The 18894-nt window shown below is 57.1% G+C and carries 20 protein-coding genes; 10 read left to right on the top strand and 10 right to left on the bottom strand.

Features of this window, described 5'->3' with window-relative positions; genetic code table 11:
* The first annotated feature begins 257 nt into the window (after positions 1-257).
* On the top strand, positions 258-488 hold the full coding sequence (locus ACR0J7_RS16585; RefSeq protein WP_480871459.1) for a type II toxin-antitoxin system CcdA family antitoxin: 231 nt from the start codon (positions 258-260) through the stop codon (positions 486-488).
* Positions 488-787, top strand: coding sequence for a CcdB family protein (locus ACR0J7_RS16580; RefSeq protein WP_480871460.1), 300 nt, complete (start codon positions 488-490; stop codon positions 785-787). Before ACR0J7_RS16585 ends, ACR0J7_RS16580 begins: the two co-directional genes overlap by 1 nt.
* A 54-nt stretch (positions 788-841) precedes the next feature.
* Here the strand turns inward: ACR0J7_RS16580 and ACR0J7_RS16575 are convergent, their stop codons facing one another.
* The 4 genes from ACR0J7_RS16575 to ACR0J7_RS16560 are packed head-to-tail and all read right to left on the bottom strand — an operon-like array spanning position 842 to position 5956.
* Positions 842-1786 (bottom strand): substrate-binding domain-containing protein, encoded by a 945-nt coding sequence (locus tag ACR0J7_RS16575; protein WP_480871461.1) that lies wholly within the window; start codon positions 1784-1786, stop codon positions 842-844.
* A 44-nt stretch (positions 1787-1830) separates the two neighbouring features.
* Positions 1831-2838: an ABC transporter permease gene (locus tag ACR0J7_RS16570; RefSeq protein WP_480484663.1), complete on the bottom strand. Its 1008-nt coding sequence runs from the start codon at positions 2836-2838 to the stop codon at positions 1831-1833.
* The gene (locus ACR0J7_RS16565) at positions 2838-4361 is read right to left on the bottom strand and encodes a sugar ABC transporter ATP-binding protein (protein WP_480488852.1); all 1524 of its coding nucleotides are present in this window, start codon (positions 4359-4361) and stop codon (positions 2838-2840) included. The genes ACR0J7_RS16570 and ACR0J7_RS16565 overlap by 1 nt, the downstream gene beginning before the upstream one ends.
* A gap of 41 nt (positions 4362-4402) precedes the next feature.
* On the bottom strand, positions 4403-5956 hold the full coding sequence (locus ACR0J7_RS16560; protein WP_480914959.1) for a UxaA family hydrolase: 1554 nt from the start codon (positions 5954-5956) through the stop codon (positions 4403-4405).
* Between the two features lie 81 nt (positions 5957-6037).
* Here ACR0J7_RS16560 and ACR0J7_RS16555 point away from each other — a divergent pair, with 81 nt between their 5' ends.
* From ACR0J7_RS16555 to ACR0J7_RS16530, 6 genes are all read left to right on the top strand, one after another.
* Positions 6038-6775, top strand: coding sequence for a GntR family transcriptional regulator (locus tag ACR0J7_RS16555; protein ID WP_209506849.1), 738 nt, complete (start codon positions 6038-6040; stop codon positions 6773-6775).
* Positions 6772-7824, top strand: a complete 1053-nt coding sequence (locus tag ACR0J7_RS16550) for an aldo/keto reductase (protein ID WP_480914957.1) — start codon at positions 6772-6774, stop codon at positions 7822-7824. Before ACR0J7_RS16555 ends, ACR0J7_RS16550 begins: the two co-directional genes overlap by 4 nt.
* Complete coding sequence (locus tag ACR0J7_RS16545) at positions 7814-8242, top strand: RbsD/FucU family protein (protein ID WP_480484658.1); 429 nt, start codon at positions 7814-7816, stop codon at positions 8240-8242. The genes ACR0J7_RS16550 and ACR0J7_RS16545 overlap by 11 nt, the downstream gene beginning before the upstream one ends.
* Entirely contained in the window at positions 8239-9069 is an 831-nt protein-coding gene (locus tag ACR0J7_RS16540) for an amidohydrolase family protein (RefSeq protein ID WP_480560416.1), read from the top strand. The genes ACR0J7_RS16545 and ACR0J7_RS16540 overlap by 4 nt, the downstream gene beginning before the upstream one ends.
* Positions 9070-9203: 134 nt before the next feature.
* Entirely contained in the window at positions 9204-9959 is a 756-nt protein-coding gene (locus tag ACR0J7_RS16535; RefSeq protein WP_480484656.1) for an SDR family oxidoreductase, read from the top strand.
* An 18-nt stretch (positions 9960-9977) separates the two neighbouring features.
* On the top strand, positions 9978-10820 hold the full coding sequence (locus ACR0J7_RS16530) for a fumarylacetoacetate hydrolase family protein (protein ID WP_480488846.1): 843 nt from the start codon (positions 9978-9980) through the stop codon (positions 10818-10820).
* 69 nt (positions 10821-10889) lie between these two features.
* Here ACR0J7_RS16530 and katG read toward each other — a convergent pair whose 3' ends face one another.
* Entirely contained in the window at positions 10890-13070 is a 2181-nt protein-coding gene (gene katG / locus ACR0J7_RS16525; protein ID WP_480914956.1) for a catalase/peroxidase HPI, read from the bottom strand.
* Between the two features lie 107 nt (positions 13071-13177).
* On the opposite strand from katG, the gene ACR0J7_RS16520 reads away from it, so the two are divergent.
* Positions 13178-14110: a hydrogen peroxide-inducible genes activator gene (locus ACR0J7_RS16520; RefSeq protein WP_480914955.1), complete on the top strand. Its 933-nt coding sequence runs from the start codon at positions 13178-13180 to the stop codon at positions 14108-14110.
* A gap of 31 nt (positions 14111-14141) precedes the next feature.
* Here ACR0J7_RS16520 and ACR0J7_RS16515 read toward each other — a convergent pair whose 3' ends face one another.
* The 3 genes from ACR0J7_RS16515 to ACR0J7_RS16505 are packed head-to-tail and all read right to left on the bottom strand — an operon-like array spanning position 14142 to position 15994.
* Positions 14142-14477 (bottom strand): carboxymuconolactone decarboxylase family protein, encoded by a 336-nt coding sequence (locus tag ACR0J7_RS16515; RefSeq protein ID WP_480484652.1) that lies wholly within the window; start codon positions 14475-14477, stop codon positions 14142-14144.
* A gap of 11 nt (positions 14478-14488) precedes the next feature.
* Positions 14489-15244, bottom strand: a complete 756-nt coding sequence (locus ACR0J7_RS16510; protein WP_480914952.1) for an amino acid ABC transporter permease — start codon at positions 15242-15244, stop codon at positions 14489-14491.
* A gap of 9 nt (positions 15245-15253) precedes the next feature.
* On the bottom strand, positions 15254-15994 hold the full coding sequence (locus ACR0J7_RS16505) for an amino acid ABC transporter ATP-binding protein (protein ID WP_480914951.1): 741 nt from the start codon (positions 15992-15994) through the stop codon (positions 15254-15256).
* 121 nt (positions 15995-16115) lie between these two features.
* On the opposite strand from ACR0J7_RS16505, the gene ACR0J7_RS16500 reads away from it, so the two are divergent.
* Positions 16116-16886 carry a transporter substrate-binding domain-containing protein gene (locus tag ACR0J7_RS16500; RefSeq protein WP_480607278.1) on the top strand — a complete coding sequence of 257 codons (771 nt, stop codon included), beginning with the start codon at positions 16116-16118 and terminating at the stop codon, positions 16884-16886.
* A 73-nt stretch (positions 16887-16959) separates the two neighbouring features.
* Here the strand turns inward: ACR0J7_RS16500 and ACR0J7_RS16495 are convergent, their stop codons facing one another.
* Together ACR0J7_RS16495 and ACR0J7_RS16490 are read right to left on the bottom strand one after the other, a co-directional pair.
* Positions 16960-17916: a dipeptide ABC transporter ATP-binding protein gene (locus ACR0J7_RS16495; RefSeq protein ID WP_480914949.1), complete on the bottom strand. Its 957-nt coding sequence runs from the start codon at positions 17914-17916 to the stop codon at positions 16960-16962.
* Positions 17913-18890: an ABC transporter ATP-binding protein gene (locus tag ACR0J7_RS16490; RefSeq protein WP_480484647.1), complete on the bottom strand. Its 978-nt coding sequence runs from the start codon at positions 18888-18890 to the stop codon at positions 17913-17915. The genes ACR0J7_RS16495 and ACR0J7_RS16490 overlap by 4 nt, the downstream gene beginning before the upstream one ends.
* Between the last annotated feature and the right edge of the window lie 4 nt (positions 18891-18894).

The raw sequence follows: 18894 nt of genomic DNA, 5'->3' as shown, positions 1-18894 counted from the left end.
AACAGGGAAACCTCGACCAACTCATGCAGAAAAACGGACCCTTCAAAAACCTCTTCGACCAACAGTTCAATAAACACAAACAAAAAGTCGCAGAATAACCGGGGAGGCAAGAACTGAGCGCAAAGCTCTTTTCAGGCCAAAAACCTCCTGATTGCCACGTACCGCTGAACAGAGGGCTTCCGCTTTTCACGTAATATGCGCATGTTTGACGCGCATACCGTGTGATGGTAGAATGGCGCATATCTGAGGGTAATCAAATGAATGCTCCATCTCGTAGATCGACAAATCTATCACTGGATGGCGATATGCTGTCTGAGGCGCGGGATCTGAAGATCAATCTTTCCCGCGCAGCCGAAGACGGCATTCGGGCCGCAGTCGCCAGTGCAAAAGCTGAACGCTGGAAAGCCGAAAACAAGGCCGCACTTGAGAGTTCCAACGCGTATGTCGAGCGTAATGGCTTACCGCTGGACACCTACCGACAGTTCTGATGCCAAAATACGACGTGTTCCCCAACCCGTCAGGTGAAGGGTATCTTCTGGACATCCAGAGCGATCTGCTGAGCGGGTTGAACACACGCGTCGTCGTGCCACTGCTTCCCGAAGCGACCGCGCCGATCCCAGCCACCCGGCTCAATCCCGTCTTTGATATCCAGGGCAAACCGTTTGTTATGGCAACCCAATTCATGGCTGCTGTTCCGGTGGGCCTTCTAAAATCGCCGGTCGACAACCTTGATGATCACTTTGCGCAGATCACCGCCGGCGTCGACATGCTAATGCAGGGATTCTGACAAGCTTCTGGCCCTTGGAGAACCAAGAGCCAGGAACAAGTATGACAATGAAGATCAGTCGTACAGCACTGCCGCGATCTTCGGATCGTCGATGTTGGATGCGTCGTAATAGTAGAACCCGGTATCAATCAGGGCAGGAACTTCTTCACCCTTCATCGCGGCCACAGCAGCCTTGACGGTTTCATACCCGATGCCCACGGGATTCTGAGTGATTGCACCCGCCATCAGCCCGCTTTTGATCGCATCTCTCTGGGCCTTGCCACTGTCATATCCGATGATGACCAGCCCCTCGGTCCCCAGTTCCTGCACCCCGTTCACCACACCGATGGCCGAGCCTTCGTTGGTGCCGAAGATGCCATTCAGATCGGGGTTCGCCGTCAGGATCGCTTTGGTCACCTCGGTCGATTTCAGGTGGTCACCCTGACCGTATTGAACCGTGACAACTTCGATGTCCGGGTATTTTTCGGCAATGCGATTGACGAAGCCGTCGCGCCGGTCGATGCCTGTGCGGCTGGTCTGGTCATGTGCAACAACGGCCACTTTGCCTTTGCCGCCGATCATCTCGGCCATCTTGTCCGCAGCTAGCGCAGCCGCGGCCTGATTGTCTGTTGTTGCTGTAGAAACCGGAATGTCGCTGTCAACGCCACTGTCAAAGGCAATGATCGGAATGCCCTTTTCATCAGCCTGCTTCAGCAGTGGAATGGCGGCCTGGCTGTCCAGAGCGGCAAAACCGATGGCCTTGGGGTTATTGGCCAAGGCCGCCGCCAGCATGTCGATCTGACGATCCACCATGGTTTCGTTGTCCGGGCCTTCAAAGGTGATCGTGACACCGTATTCCTCCGCGGCCTGTTCCGCACCGGACTTTACCGCCTGCCAGAACTGGTGCTGAAACCCTTTGGACACCAGCGGAATATATATGTCTTCCGCTGATGACATAGTTGCAGGTATCGAAAGGCTGGCCGCACTCAGGGCCCCCAAAATGAAACGACGTGTTAGCATGTCTTCTCCTCCAGTTGGTCTTCGTTTCTGATTTTTGTGACTGTTCAACCTGTCTTCCTGCGCCGCGCCATATCGGCGTAAACGGCCAGAATGATGATCGCGCCGGTGACAACGGTCTGCCATTCCTGCGCGACGGACAGCACTCGCAAACCATTGGTCAGAACTGCCATGATCAGGGCACCGATCAGGGTTCCAAGGATTGTACCACGCCCACCGGACAGGGACGTGCCCCCGATCACGACGGCAGCGATGGCTTCCAGCTCGTAGCCAAGCCCCAGCGCGGGCTGCGCCGAATTCAGTCGCGACGCGATCAGAATTCCACCGATACCGCAGATCCCACCTGCCAGAGCGTAAATACGCATCTTCCAAAGATCGGTATTCACCCCCGATAGGCGCACCGCCTCTTCGTTTGATCCCAGCGCAAAGGTGTATCTGCCCAGAACCGTGCGCCCCAGAATGTACGAAGCTGCAATGGCAACAAGGAAAAGGATCAGCACGCCATTGGGGATCGGTAATGCGGGAAAAACCTTTCCGATCAGCGACCCGCGCGAAATCTGGTCAAAGCCCGGCGTGTCGTTGAAGTAGATGGGCCGCGTGCCGGAAATCACCAGCGACAACCCTTTTAGGATCAGCATCATACCCAGCGTGGCAATGAAGGGCGGGATTTTCATCTTGGCGACAAAGGTGCCCGAGCACAGCCCGCAGAACGCACCCGCCGCAATCGCTGCCGTAACCCCCAACAACAGTGGCATTCCGAGATAGGTCAGCACGACACCGGCGATAACGGCACAGAATGTCATCAGAGTTCCCACGGACAGGTCGATCCCGCCAGTTATGATGACCAATGTTGCAGCAACCGCCAGCACCCCATTGACCGATGTCGCCTGCAAGATGGCGATCATGTTTGAAGTTTGCATGAAGTTCGGCGACGCGATTGAAAACCCGATCAGCAAGGCAATCAAGCTGGCGAAGGCCAGCAGCTTTTGGTAGGCGCCGCTTTCCGAGAGCCCCGCCAGTGGGCTTTTCTTTTCGATTTCCGTTGCTGAGGTCATTACGCTGTTCCTGTTATCTGCATCGCCGCCGCCCGCTGCGTCGCCAGATGCATGATGTCTTCCTGAGTGGTGGCTTTGCCGCCCGGCAAAATGCCGGTCAGTCGGCCTTCGCACATCACGGCAATGCGATGGCTTAGGCGCATGATCTCGGGCAGTTCCGACGAAATCACGATGATCGTCTTGCCCTGCCCGGCCAGTTCTTCCAGCAGCTTGTAGATTTCAGATTTTGCGCCCACGTCGATACCGCGCGTGGGCTCATCGAAAATCAGGATATCGCAATCCCGCAGCAGCCATTTGGCAATGACAACTTTCTGCTGATTGCCGCCGGACAGCAGGCGTACCTCCTGCGTGTCCGAAGGCGTGCGAATGCCCAGCTGCGTGATGTAACCCTTGGCCGTCGTGCTGATTTCACCATCGTTCAGAACACCGACACGTCCGGTGAACATATCCATCGAAGCCAAGGCAACATTGTCACGAACGCTCATCCCTGTGGCGAGGCCGAAATGCTTGCGATCCTCGGAAAGATAGCCGATGCCCGCCTTGACGGCATCGGATGGTGTCCTGATCGAGACCACCTGCCCATGCACCCGGATTTCTCCGCTATCTTTGGGATCAGCCCCGAAGATTGCCCGCGCAACTTCGGTACGTCCGGCCCCCATCAGCCCGGCAAAGCCCAGGATCTCACCCTTCAGGACCGAAAAGCTGACATCGCGGATTTCGTGACCCCGACACAGCCCGGTCACTTCCAGCGAAACCTCGGCATCGCTCAGATCGGGGGGGGCCAGCGGCTCTTCCTTGACTTCGCGACCTACCATCATCGCGATAATCTGGCTGATCGGCGTTGCTGCCGCGTCAACGGTGCCAACGTATTCTCCGTCGCGCATCACCGTAACCCGGTCAGCAATCTGCTTCAGCTCATCCATTTTGTGGCTGATATAGACAATGCCCACGCCTTCAGCCTTCAGACGGCGGATGATCACGAACAGCTCGGCAATTTCAGCATCGTTCAGGGCCGCGGTCGGTTCATCCATGATCAGAACCCTGGACCGGTAAGAAAGAGCCTTGGCGATCTCGACCATCTGTTGTTTCGCAATGGTCAGACTGCCGACCTGCGCCTTGGGGTCGAGGTTTAGGTTCATGGACGCAAAGATCTCGGCCGTATGTGCATTCAACGCAGCATCGTTCAGTCGGCCAAACCGTTTACGAGGTTCGCGGCCGATAAAAATATTCTGTGCCACTGTCAGATCATTCATCAGGCTCAGTTCCTGATGGATGATGCCGATACCCAAAGCCTGCGCCTCGCGTGGCGTGGTTGGGTTTGCATCACGTCCTTCGATTTGCAATGTGCCACCGTCGCGCTGATAAATCCCCGAGAGGATTTTCATCAGCGTGCTTTTTCCCGCGCCGTTCTCGCCCATCAGCGCATGGACTTCACCGGGCACCAGATCGAACTGCACTGATTTCAGCGCATGGACTCCGGGAAAGTGTTTCTCGATCCCCGACATGTCGACCAGTTTTTTCATTTATCCTCCCAAACACCCCTCTCCCCAAGGGGTGGTGCCGCCTACATCACCGCGCCGATTTGCCAGGGCACAAATTCGACCCCACCAAAGCCAAGTTCTTCGCTTTTTGTTTGTTCACCCGATGCGACGCGGATCAGCATTTCGAACAGCTCTTCGCCTTTTGCCTCAATGCTCACACCGTCTGTGACGATATCCCCACAGTTCAGATCCATGTCTTCCGACATCCGGGCATACATTTCGGAGTTGGTTGCCAGCTTGATGCAGGGTGTTGGTTGATATCCCGAAACCGAGCCCCGCCCGGTGGTGAACACGATCAGGTTCGCACCTGACGCCACCTGCCCCGTGACCGAGCATGGATCAAAACCGGGGCTGTCCATGAAAACAAAGCCGGCCTTGTCGATTTTCTCACCGAACTTGTAAACACCGCGCAAGGGCGCGGTGCCGCCCTTGGCGACGGCGCCAAGCGATTTCTCAAGAATGGTCGTCAACCCGCCGCGCTTGTTGCCGGGGCTTGGGTTGTTGTTCATCTCGCCGCCGTTGCGGTGAGTATATCCCTCCCACCAGCGAATGCGTTCGATCAGCTTTTCCCCGACCTCAACGGTCTCGGCCCGCCGGGTCAAAAGGTGTTCCGCGCCATAGATTTCCGAGGTTTCGGACAGGATCGTCGTACCGCCATGCCGCACCAACAGATCCGACGCATAGCCCAAAGCAGGATTGGCGGTGATCCCGGAATAGCCATCTGACCCGCCGCATTGCATTCCAACCGTTATCGCACTGATCGGCGCAGGTTTGCGTTCGGCCTTGTTCGCGAGGTCGGCAATCCCCCGCAGCTCGTTCAATCCACGTTCAATGGTACGGCGTGTGCCGCCCTCACTCTGAATGGTCATGTAACGCAGCACGCCATCAGGACGGATCGGACGACCCCCAACCAGATCGGCCACCTGCATCACTTCGCACCCCAAACCGATCAGCAGGATACCGGCGAAATTCGGGTGCTGGGCATACCCAGCCAATGTCCGAAACAGTGTGGCGTAGCCTTCATCTTTGCCCGACATGCCGCATCCAGTGCCATGAACGATCGGAACGATGCCGTCCACATTCGGGTACGCGTCCAACAAGCCCCGTTTCTCGGCGGCTTCGGCTATGAACCGCGCCACGGAGCCTGAGCAATTCACCGTTGTCAAAATGCCGATGTAGTTGCGCGTACCGACCCTGCCATCGGCGCGGTGGAAACCCTGGAAGATACGGTCGCCTGAAATCTCTGGCAGTGGCGTGTTCGCGCTTGCATATGCGTAGTCCTGCTGATGCGCCCCCATACCCAGATTATGGACATGAACATGCTCGCCCATGGCGATATCCGCTGTGGCCTGACCTATGATCTGTCCGTAGCGGATCACATTCTCACCTGCCGCAATCGGGACGGTGGCGATCTTGTGCCCGCGTGCGATTTCCGTGGGAAGCTGCAGCGATAGCCCGTCCGGTTGTGCGCCGGCCTTCAGGTCGCGCAACGCGATGATCACGTTGTCATCCGGGTTCAACCGGATTGTGTCACGGGCCGGGCCGCCTGGGGTTTTGTTCTTGGAAACTGGGTGCATGGAATCCCCGCTTGTTCGCCACAGAGCTACGGGGATAATCTGCTATTGTCAACTAACATGTTAGTATGATAGTTCAGATTCATGAACCACCCATATGACATTGACGCCACCCGCCTGCCCGACATTTCAACATTTGAGGGGTCGCTCGCGCAGCGCGTTTACCAATCCATCAAACAGGCGATCCTGGCATTGGATTTCCCCCCCGGCGCTAACCTTCGCAAGGCGCCGATCTGCGCGCAGTTGGGTGTGTCCCGCGCACCTGTCGCGGACGCCATAACCAGGCTTGCCGCCGAAGGGCTGGTGGATGTGGTGCCGCAATCGGGTACACGCGTGTCCTATTTCTCGATGGATGAAATTCGCGAAGGGGCCTTTCTGCGAGAGGCCCTGGAGCTGGCAACAGTGGCCAAGGTAGCGCGTGACCTGACCGAAGATCAGCGCAAAAAGCTGAGCCGCAATGTGCGCCTGCAAGAGCTGTTGATCGAAGATGAAGACATTGCCGGGTTCTATCACGCAGATGAGGAATTCCACGCCCTGTTGATGGCATTCACCGGGATGCTTCGCCTCCCGGACGTGGCACAGACCGTGTCGTTACAGGTCAGCCGCGCGCGGATGTTGCTGTTGCCGACACCCGGCCGCATCGCGGAAACACTGGCCGAACACCGGGCGATATTCGACGCCATCAGCGCCCATGACGAACGTGCGGCACAAGACGCCATGCGCCATCACCTTGGGCAACTGATGCCTCGGATCGAACGGCTGCAACAGGAAAGACCGCAACTGTTCAATTTAAACCCCCAAAACACCCGAGAGGCAGGATGACCGTTTCGCAAACCGCCCTTCTGAACAACAGGACGTCCCGGCCTGTACCGCTGACCCGTATGGGGTTTGGCGGCGCGCCCTTGGGCAATCTTTATCGCAAAGTCTCGGAAGCTGATGCGCAGGCTGCTTTGCAATCCGCTTTTGACGCAGGCATCCGGTTCTTCGACACCGCGCCGCAATACGGGTTGGGGCGGTCCGAGTATCGCTTTGGCGAAGCGATCAGGCGGTTTGGGCGTGAGAACATTCAGCTATCAACCAAAATCGGTCGTCTGCTGTTGGATTGCGAACCACATGAGGTGACACCCGAAGCGTTTGTGGACGTTCCGCAGAAACGCATTGTGTTCGACTATACCTATGACGGCGTCATGCGGTCATATGAGGCAAGCCGGGACCGGACAGGTGTTGCCAATGCGGACATTCTTCTGGTGCATGACGTCTGCGCTTTCAGTCAGGGCAGTCAGGAAATGTCAGACGCCAAAGTACGCGAGTTGTTCGATGGCGGCGGCTACAAAGCGCTGGTTGAACTGCGCGATGCTGATGAAATCGTCGCGATTGGCGCGGGCGTAAACGAATGGCAGGTTTGCGAAAAACTGCTGGGCCTTGGCGATTTCGACGGGTTCCTGCTGGCAGGTCGGTATACGCTTTTGGAGCAGGAAGCCTTGAACAGTTTTCTGCCGCTTTGCGAAAAGCGTGACGTGGGTATCATTCTCGGCGGGCCGTATAACTCGGGCATCCTCGCTACCGGAGCGGTGCCAGGGGCCAAGTATAACTATTCCGATGCGCCTGAGGATATTCTTGAACGGGTGCGCAGGATCGAAGCCGTCTGTGCGGCCCATGACACACCGTTGATCGCAGCCGCGCTGCAATTTGTTCTGGGACATCCCGCCGTGAAAACGGTTGTTCCGGGCGCTGTTAACGCGGCTGAGGTTCAAGCCAATGTCGCCCTAATGGAACGGACCATCCCCGCCCAGCTTTGGTCAGACCTGCGGACCGAAGGCCTGATCCGGCCAGATGCCCCTTTGCCCAAGGAACCTGTCAATGTTGCGTAACCTCGACCCGCTGTTGTCACCTGAGTTGCTGTATGCCCTGCGTGCCATGGGCCATGGCGATGACATCGTTATTGCAGATGCCAATTTCCCGGGCTCCAGCCTTGGGCCTGACTGTATCCGTGCGGATGGTTCAACGGCAAGCGACCTGCTTGGCGCCGTTTTGTCTGTCATGCCGCTGGATACATTCGTGCCTGACCCCGCGCTGACCATGCAGGTTGTCGGTGATCCCGAAGCCGTGCCCGAGGCCGTCGCAGATTTCCAAAAGATCATCGACGCGCAGGCTGACAACCCCGCGCAAATTCAGGGTCTGGACCGGTTCGACTTCTACCAACGCGCGGCATCCGCATTTGCCATCATTCAGACCGGCGAGCGCAGGCTGTATGGCAACATCATCCTGAAGAAAGGCGTGATTGCATGAAGATCGACGCCCATCAGCATTTTTGGGCGCTGGCACGTGGTGACTATGGGTGGCTGACACCGGATTTGGGCCAGATTTACCGGGACTTCGGGCCAGGTGATCTTGCGCCATTGTTGCAAGCACAGGGCATCGACGGGACAATTCTGGTTCAGGCAGCGTCGACCGTCGCCGAAACGAAGTACCTGTTGTCACTGGCGGACAAGACACCCTTTATCAAAGGTGTGGTTGGCTGGGTCGGTTTCGACGCCCCTGATGCGCGTGCACAAATCATCAGACTAGCCACTCATCCCGCTTTGGTTGGTCTGCGGCCAATGATTCAGGATATCGCTGATCCGAACTGGATGCTCGGCGCAGCCCTGAGACCTGCCTTTGAGGCCATCCAATCTAAAGATCTGACTTTCGATGCCCTCACCCTGCCCCGGCACCTGGGGCCGTTGCGTCGCCTTCTGACACAGCACCCGGACATGCGGGTTGTGATTGACCATGGCTCGAAACCTCTGATCCGGGACGGTGCATTTGACGGGTGGGCCGAAGACATGGCCGCCATCGCGCGGGACACCAACGCGTTCTGCAAACTGTCCGGTCTTGTCACCGAAGCTGCACCTGACTGGACGGTTCGGGACCTGTACCCCTATGTGGATCACCTACTGAACACGTTCGGACCATCGCGGTTGATCTGGGGCAGCGACTGGCCGGTCTGCACATTGGCCAGCAGCTATGAACGATGGATAGATGCAACCGACGAACTGCTAAGCGCACTTTCCTCCAATGACCGTGCGGCCATCCTCGGAGGGAATGCGGCAAAGGCTTATCACATCAGGATTTGACGGTGCCGCACCGAACCCCAAACACGCACTGCTTTGCGCCCGCTGAACCTGCCCAATCTTTTCCCTGAGGCGCGAACAACAAGGCAGTTATCCCCAACACACCACCCGGCTTCGGGAAAATCATGAGGACCAGAATGACATCGCATCAGCCTTCTGACCGACTAAAAGGCAAAACCGCATTCATCAGCGCCGCTGGGCAGGGCATCGGACGTGCCACGGCCGAACTGTTCGCAGCCGAAGGCGCGCATGTCTTTGCAAGCGACATCAACGAAACCACTTTGGCCGGGCTTTCGGAGATCGACAGGATCTCTCCAATCCATCTCGACGTGACAGACGCGCATGCCGTAAAACGTGCCGTGGCTGAATTGCCACCGTTGGATATCCTGTTCAATTGCGCGGGTTACGTGGCAAACGGCACCATTCTTGAGTGCGAAGAGGACGACTGGGATTTCAGTTTCGATCTTAATGTGAAGGCTATGTATCGCCTGATCCGTCTGACCCTGCCCGCGATGTTGAAAAACGGCGGGGGGTCGATCATCAATATGTCCTCGGTCGCATCGTCGATGAAGGGCGTTCCAAACCGGTTTGTATATTGCGCATCAAAGGCTGCCGTAATTGGCCTGACCAAGTCGATCGCCGCCGATTTCGTCACGCAGGGCATCCGGTGCAATGCTATCTGCCCCGGCACCGTTGACAGCCCCAGCCTGCACGAGCGTTTGCGGGCGACGGGCGACTACGAAAAGGCGATGACGGATTTCATCGCCCGCCAGCCGATGGGGCGCATTGGGACTGCCGACGAGATTGCCGAACTGGCGCTCTACCTTGCGAGTGACAGCAGCGCATTTACCACAGGTCAGCCCTTTGCCATTGATGGCGGATGGGCGATTTAATCTGAAAGGGATCACAATATGAAACTACTGCGGTTTGGCGCCTTGGGTGCAGAAAAGCCCGGGTTGCTGCACGACGATGGCACAATTCGCGACCTGTCAGGCGTCATCGACGATATTTCGGGCGATGTACTCAGCGACGAAGGTTTGGCGCGGCTGCGCGCGCTGGATCCACAGGATTTGCCGATGGTTGAAGGCAACACCCGTTTAGGGGCGTGTGTCGGCCAAGTGGGCAAGTTCATTTGCATCGGCCTGAACTATGCCGACCACGCGGCAGAAAGCGGTATGGAGTTGCCGCAGGAACCTGTGATCTTTTTCAAGGCGACATCGGCCATTATCGGGCCAAACGATACGGTGGAAATCCCGCGCGGGTCCGTCAAGACCGACTGGGAGGTCGAATTGGGCGTGGTGATCGGCAAGGAAGCGAAATACATCTCCGAGGCCGAAGCGATGGATCACGTCGCGGGCTATTGTGTGGTCAATGACCTGTCGGAACGTGATTTTCAGCTTCACCGCTCGGGGCAGTGGGTCAAGGGCAAATCGGCAGACACATTCGGCCCCATCGGTCCATGGCTGGTGACGCGGGACGAGGTTGCAGACCCTCAGAATCTGCCGATGTATCTTGAGGTCAACGGCCACCGTTATCAGGACGGCTCGACCCGGACGATGCACTTCGGGGTGGCAACTGTGATCTCACACCTGTCGCAATTCATGTCCCTGCAACCGGGTGATGTGATCTCGACCGGAACTCCGCCAGGTGTGGGCATGGGGCAAAACCCGCAAGTCTATCTGAAACCCGGCGACACGATGGAATTGGGCATCGAAGGCCTGGGTGTTCAAAAACAGAATGTGATCGCGGGATAATCGGGCACTATCAGATGTCTGCCCGAACACAATATCAGGCGAGGTTTCCCTCGCCTGACGATTTTTGACTTAGGCTACCAGATCGAACCGGTCGTTGGTCATGACCTTTGTCCAGGCCGCCACGAAGTCCCGCACGAACTTCTGGGCATTATCGTCCTGGGCATAGACCTCGGCGTAGCCACGCAGGATCGAGTTCGAGCCGAAGACCAGATCCGCGCTGGTAGCGGTGAACCTGACCTCGCCCGAGGCGCGATCACGCAGCTCATATGTGCCGCCGTCAACCGGGTGCCAGCTGAGCGACATATCCGTCAGGTTGACGAAGAAGTCGGTGGTCAACTGACCCACGCGATCCGTGAAGACCCCATGCGCCGAGCCGCCATGATTGGCGCCCAGCACACGCAGGCCACCCACCAGAACCGTCATTTCGGCTGCGGTCAGACCCAGCAGTTGCGCGCGGTCCAGCATCATCGCCTCGGGTGAAACCGCGTATTCCTTCAGCTGCCAGTTTCTAAACCCGTCCGCCAACGGCTCCAGCACCGAGAAGCTATCGGCATCGGTCTGCTCATCCGTTGCGTCGCCGCGACCAGCCGAGAACGGAACCGTCACGTCAAAGCCTGCGGCTTTGATCGACTGTTCCAGACCGACGTTACCCGCCAGAACGATCACGTCGGCGATCGAGGCCCCGGTTTCCGCTGCAATCGGCTCCAGCACGCCCAGCACTTTTGCCAGACGCTCGGGCTCGTTCCCTGCCCAGTCTTTCTGTGGTGCCAGACGGATACGCGCACCATTTGCGCCGCCGCGTTTGTCCGAGCCACGGAAGGTACGGGCACTGTCCCACGCGGTGGTGATCATCTCGACCGCGGTCAGACCACTGTCGGCGATCTTTGCTTTGACGGCATCGACGTCATACCCGGTCGAACCGACAGGGATCGGGTCCTGCCAGATCAGCTCTTCTGACGGGACGTCTGGGCCATAATAGTTGACACGTGGCCCCATATCGCGGTGGGTCAGCTTGAACCACGCGCGGGCAAAAGTGTCAGCAAAGTAATCCGGGTCAGCCATGAACTTCTGACAGATCGCGTTGTAAATCGGATCGATCTTCATTGCCATGTCCGCATCGGTCATGACCGGCATACGCCGAACCGAAGGGTCGGTCGGGTCGACCGGCTTTTCATCTTCCGGCATGTCGATAGGCTGCCACTGTTGTGCACCCGCGGGCGATTTACCCAATTCCCACTCATAGCCGAACAGGTAATCGAAAAAGCCCATGTCGAATTTGGTCGGGTTTTTCGTCCACGCACCCTCGATACCAGACGTGAACGCGTTGGTTGCCTTGCCGTTTTGATCGGGGTTGTCCCATCCCAAACCCTGACCGGAAACCGGGCAGGCCTCGGGTTCGGCGCCGATATGATCACCCGCCATCGCGCCATGCGCTTTGCCGACCGTGTGACCGCCACAGGTCAGAGCGGCGGTCTCTTCGTCATTCATCGCCATGCGGGCAAAGGTTTCACGGATGTGCAGCGCAGTTCTTGCTGGATCCGGGTTGCCGTTCACACCTTCTGGGTTCACATAGATCAGGCCCATATGCACCGCACCCAGCGGGTTTTCCAGCGTTCCGGGGGTTTCCAGATCGCCATAGCGGTTCTCGGACGGGGCCAGCCACTGGTTTTCCGACCCCCAATAGACGTCTTTTTCCGGGCCCCAGATATCTTCGCGACCAAAGCCAAAGCCAAAGGTCTTCAGACCCATGGATTCGTAGGCAACCGTTCCCGACAAAACAATCAGGTCTGCCCAGGACAGCGCGTTGCCGTATTTCTTTTTCACCGGCCAGAGCAGACGGCGCGCTTTATCAAGGCTGGCATTGTCCGGCCACGAGTTCAGCGGTGCAAAACGGATGTTGCCCGAACCTGCGCCGCCGCGACCATCCCCCAGGCGGTACGACCCGGCAGAGTGCCACGCCAGTCGGATCATCAGGCCGCCATAGTGGCCCCAATCGGCTGGCCACCAGTCCTGACTGTCGGTCAGCAACGCTTCGACGTCAGCACGGACAGCGTTGAAATCCAGCCCTTTGACTGCTTCGCGGTGGTTGTAATCCGCGTCCATCGGGTTGGTGCGCGTGTCGTGCTGGCTCAGAATGTCCAGATTCAGCGCATCCGGCCACCATTTGGTGACAGAGTTGCCCGTACCCGTGTTGCCGCCATGCAAGACTGGGCAGCCGCCGGATTGGTGATTGTGGGGATTACCGTCCATTGTAAATCTCCTGAGTATTTACCGAGGGGTTCAGATGTCTTGACTCGTACCTTACGGTTTCGATAATTGGAAATTTGTAATTACTATCGTTGCGATTAGTTTTTCCTATGAAGTCACTCACGCTTAAACACCTGCGCTACTTCGAAGCACTTGCCACCCACGGTCACTTTGGAAAGGCGGCGGCGGCCAGCGCGATATCGCAGCCCGCGCTTTCCATACAAATCAAAGAGCTGGAGGCCATCATGGGTGGCCCCTTGGTCGAACGCGCAGCGCGCGAGACGCGCCTGACCGCGCTTGGCGAAGATGTCCTAAAACATGGCCGCGAAATCCTGACGCGAGTCGAGGATTTGGGGAATCTTGTGCAATCTTCCGCCGGTCCCTTGTCGGGTCGCATCAGAATCGGGGTCATCCCCACGGTCGCGCCTTACTTGCTGCCATCAATCATCAAGGCACTGTCGCAACGATTCCCACAGCTGACGATCGAGCCCAAAGAGACCATCACCCAAACCCTGATCGGCGAAATATTGGACTCCAGGCTGGATTTTGCTGTTGTCGCTTTGCCTGTCTCGGAACCCAGCCTTCGAGAATTTTCGTTGTTTAGCGAAGACTTTCTGCTGGTTCGCCCGGCGCGGGACGCCGGGTTGCCAATGCCAAGTTCGTCACAGCTCAGAACCATGCGGCTGTTGTTGCTGGAAGAAGGGCATTGTTTCAGGGATCAGGCGCTTTCCTTCTGTTCGATCCGCAATATCGAACCGCAGCACATTATGGAGGGCAGTTCTCTGTCCACACTGGTACAGATGGTCGGGGCGGGCATCGGTGTGACGCTGATACCGGAAATGGCCGTGGGGCTGGAAACCCGGTCTGCCGACGTGTCCATCGCCCGCTTTCAGGACACCCCACCAACCCGAACCATCGGCCTGATCTGGCGAAAGACCAACCCGCTGGGCGAAAACCTTCTGAAAATCGGTGCAATTATTCGCAAAACCGCAGAAGAAAACGCGGGAGGCATGGGGCAAATGAAACCGGAACCAAACGCCTGATCACAACCCGCATTAATGCTATGCGCGGCAATTACCCGGAAAACACATCATAAGCCTTCAGCGCTTTGGCGCTGTAAGCATAAGACGGCCCGCCGCCCATATAGGTCGCCATCGCCAATGCCTCGCACATCTCGTCTCGGGTTGCACCCAGCCGGACAAGGGAACGCACGTGAAACCCTATGCAGCTGTCGCAGCGGGTCGCAATGGCGATGCCAAGGGCCATGAATTCCTTGGTTTTCTCACTTAGTGCGCCATTGGTCTTGGCGGCCTTGCCCATGATGCCAAAGCCGCGCACGGTTTCGGGCACTTCCTGCGAAAAAGTTCCGATATTGGCCTCGGTCTCGGCCATGAAAGCTTTCCAGTCCATATCCATTCTCCTTATCCGCGCTCGTCCGCGCCCATGCGACGCTCCAGCCAGCGCACACCCGTACTGATGATCAGAACCAGGATCAGGTATTCAAAGATCAACAGGGTATAGATTTCCAACGGGCGGTATTCGGTAACCACCAGCTCATTCGCGCGGCGGGTCAGTTCCTGCATCCCGATGACGCTGGCGAATGCACTCATCTTGACGATGTAGATGAACTGGTTTGCCAAGGGCGGCAGAATGCGCCGGATTGCCTGCGGCAGGATCACGTAGCGCATGGTCTGCACATAGTTCAGCCCGATGGTCTGCGCCGCTTCGCTTTGACCGCGCGCAATGGATTGAATGCCTGCGCGGTAAATTTCCGCAGTGAAGGCGCTGTCGGAAATCGCCAGGGTGATGATTGCACCCCAGAACGGGTCAATTGGTACGTTCATGCCCATCGACTTGAACACGATGGGCAAGCCGTAAAAGACCCAAAACAGCATCGGCAGCAAGGGAATGGCCCGAATGAATTCAACGTAAACACGGTTGACCAGCCGCCAGCCACGTTTTTCGGACAATCCCGGCAGGGCCACCAGCAATCCGATGATGATCGACAGCACGGCGGCGATCAGTGAAATCTGAATCGTTGCACCCATCCCCGAGATCAGGAATTTCACATTGATCCACCCCGATGCTGTAGTCGGGTCGATCACATACCAGCCCCAGGTCTGGGATGAAGAACAGCCTGCCAGCAGCAAAGGTACGATTAGTAGAAGTTTTTTCATCTGCCCCTCTCAGTGCTGCAGTATCTGAGACAGGAATTTGCGACAGCGGTCAGACTGAGGGTTGGTAAAGAAATGCTCCGGCTTGCCTTCTTCGACAATCTCACCGGCATCCATGAAGATCATCTTGTCGGCAACTTTGCGGGCAAATCCCATCTCGTGGGTCACAACCACCATGGTCATGCCCTCATTTGCCAGTTCAACCATAACTTCCAACACTTCTGAGATCATCTCGGGGTCCAGAGCCGACGTGGGTTCATCGAACAACAGCGCGCGCGGTTCCATGCACAAGGATCGTGCAATCGCTACGCGTTGTTGCTGGCCACCAGACAACTGCATTGGCTTTTTGTCCGCCTGATCGGGGATATGTACCCGATCCAGATAATGGCGCGCTTTTTCCTCCGCGTCCTTCCGGCTCAGGCCGCGCGCTTTGATCGGACCCAAAGTCAGGTTTTCCAAAACGGTCAAATGCGGAAACAGATTGAATTGCTGGAACACCATTCCGACATCGGACCGTATGGTTGCCGTAGACTTGGCGTCATCCGACAGCTCAACCCCATCTATCCGAATGATACCTTTCTGGTGTTTTTCCAACCGGTTGATACACCGAACGACCGTGGATTTGCCTGACCCCGAAGGCCCGCAAATCACCACCTTTTCGCCGCTGCTGACCGTCAGGTTGATGTCCTTGAGAACGTGAAATGTGTCATACCACTTATTCACGCCCACAAGCTCGATTGCGGCGCCTGCCATAAGCTGAACTGCCCCCGTTTTTGCCCCATAGTAATATTTTCTTGAGGTTATCTTTCCCTTTGGACTGAAATCAATGAGGATTGCAATCACAAGGTCGTAACGCCACCAACGGGAGATACCTATGAGCGTTTTTTGGAAAGCCGCGGCGGTTGCCGTGTTGGGGCTTGTATTGTCCGGTTCCGCACAGGCGCAATCTGCGCTGAACGAGGTGCTGGATTCCGGCGTGCTCAAGGTTGGCACCACAGGTGACTGGAACCCGATGACACTGCGCGACCCGGCAACCAACAGCTACAAAGGGTACGACATCGACATCATGAATGCATTGGCCGCCGATCTTGGCGTTGAGGTCGAATTTGTCCCCACCGACTGGAAAACACTGGTGAATGGTGTGGTCGCGGGCAAGTACCACCTGACCGGGTCGGCATCGATTTCGCCACCGCGCATGAAAGTTGCGGGTTTTTCGGACAGCTATATTTCGGTCGAACTTTTTCCCTACACCACCAAGGACAAGGCTGACAAATTCGACGGGTATGACTCGATCAACCAGACCGGTGTGAAAGTCGCGACGACTTTGGGCACCACATTCGAAAAACGGGTCCGTGAATGGTTCCCGAACGCCGAGATCAAGGTGGTTGAGGCCCCGGCCCGCGGGTATCAGGAAGTAATCGCCGGTCGTGCTGATGTATTCATAACGTCGAACATCGAGGGCTCGACCCTAGAGGAGAAGTTTCCTGTTATCCGCGTGAAAAACGCCGGCCCCCGATCACCTTCGCCGATTGCGATGATCCTGCCACAAGGCGATCAGATCTGGATCAACTATGTGAACAACTGGATCGAAGTGAAAAAAGCTGAAGGCTTCTTTGAAGCAAACCGCGAGAAATGGGGGCTCTGACGCCTTCAAGGACGTGCGGACTTCCTGACGCCCGGTCCTATGGCCCGGGCGTTTTCGTCTGCCATCTGGTTCTTCAGAAAAGAGGATGCAGACACGCGACCTGATGAATTTCATCATCCAGTTCAGGCAATGTTTGCCTGCACTGTTCAGTCGCGAGCCAGCATCGTTGCGCAAAAGCGCACCCTTTCGGGATGTTCATGGGTGACGGCAACTCGCCTTCCAGCTTGATCCGCTCTTTCCGGGCATCCGGGTCGGCACGGGGCGTCGTGGAGAGCAACGCCTTGGAGTACGGATGTCGGGGAGCAGCGAACAGCTGCTCTTTCGGACCTTTTTCGACCGCGCGCCCCAGATACATGACAATCACGTCGTCGGCGAAATGCCGGACAACCGACAAGTCATGTGAAATGAACAGGTAGGCCAAGTTCAGCCGTTCCTGAAGATCGACCAGCAAGTTCAGGATCTGCGATTGAATCGAAACATCCAGCGCCGAAACAGGTTCATCCAGAACCAGCACCTTGGGATCCAGCATAAGCGCCCTTGCAATAGCGATCCGCTGGCGCTGCCCACCCGAGAACATATGCGGATAGCGGTCATAATGTTCGGGGCGCAGGCCTACCATCTCGATCATCTTGCGTGCCTGCGTTTCACGGTCGGCGGCCGTCATCTGTGGCCGGTTGATGATCAGCGGTTCTTGCAGGATCTGGCCGATGCGCTGACGCGGATTCAACGAGCTATATGGGTCTTGAAAGACGATCTGCACCGTCTCTCGCATCTTGCTCCATTGCGAAGGGGTAATGTCGACCCCGTTGATCGTCAGGCTGCCCGAGGTTGGTTCTTCGATCATTGTGATCAGTCTGGCCAGCGTAGACTTGCCACAGCCTGACTCTCCGACAATGGCCAGTGTTTTTCCCGGTTGCAGGTCGAAATCCACCCCCGACAGTGCTTTTACGGTTGCGGGTTTGGACAGCAACCCGCCTTTGACCGTGTAAAACCGGGTCAGGGCGTTGGCCTGAACGATAGGTGTGGTCATACCAGCTCTCCGGCGGCAATCTTTTCAACATGGTGACAGCGCGCCTTGCCAAATGCCTCGGCATGAGGGGTCGGCGGGGTCTGGGCGCAGGTCGCATCGGCAAAGCGGCACCGTGGACTGAATAGGCAACCTTTTGGCCTGTCGAATTGCCCCGGAACAACACCTGGAATCGTCGGCAGAATCTTGGACGTCGCCCGTTCCGGCAAAGCACTTAACAGAGCCGTGGTATAGGGATGACGCGGGGTTCGGAACAAATCTCTGACAGGCTGTTCTTCAACCTTTTGCCCGGCATATTGCACCTGAACCCGCTCGGCGGTTTCCGCAACGACGCCCATGTCATGGGTGATCAGAACAAGGCCCATGTCATGCTCATCGCGCAACCGGATCAACAGATCCAGAATCTGCGCCTGAATGGTCACGTCCAGGGCCGTGGTCGGTTCATCCGCGATCAGCAGCTTGGGCTTGCAGGCAATGGCCATCGCGATCACAACCCGTTGGTTCATACCCCCTGACATCTGATGCGGAAAAGTATTCAGGCGGCTTTCAGGCGCGGGAATGCCAACCTGATCGAACAATTCGACCGCACGCTCGTGACGCTCTTTTCGGTTCAGGCCAAGGTGGATGCGCAATGCCTCTTTGATCTGGAACCCGACAGTAAAACAGGGGTTCAGCGAAGACATCGGCTCCTGAAAGATCATCGCCATGTCTTTGCCTATGATCTTGCGCCGTTCACGGGCCGAGATACCGGACAGGTCACGGCCCTCAAAGCTCATCTCATCGGCGGTGATCGTGGCGGTCCAGGGCAGCAAGCCCATCAGTGCCAGCATCGACACGGACTTGCCCGAACCGCTTTCGCCAACGATGGCCAGCAATTCGCCTTTGTCGACCGACAGATCGACACCGTCCACGGCGCGGAAACTGCCCGAAGATGTGGCGAACTCGACAGTCAGGTTACGGATCTGCAAAAGGCTCATGCGA

This window comes from Ruegeria sp. O4 (genome assembly GCF_056535125.1).
This window is presented reverse-complemented; position numbering and strand designations above follow the sequence as displayed.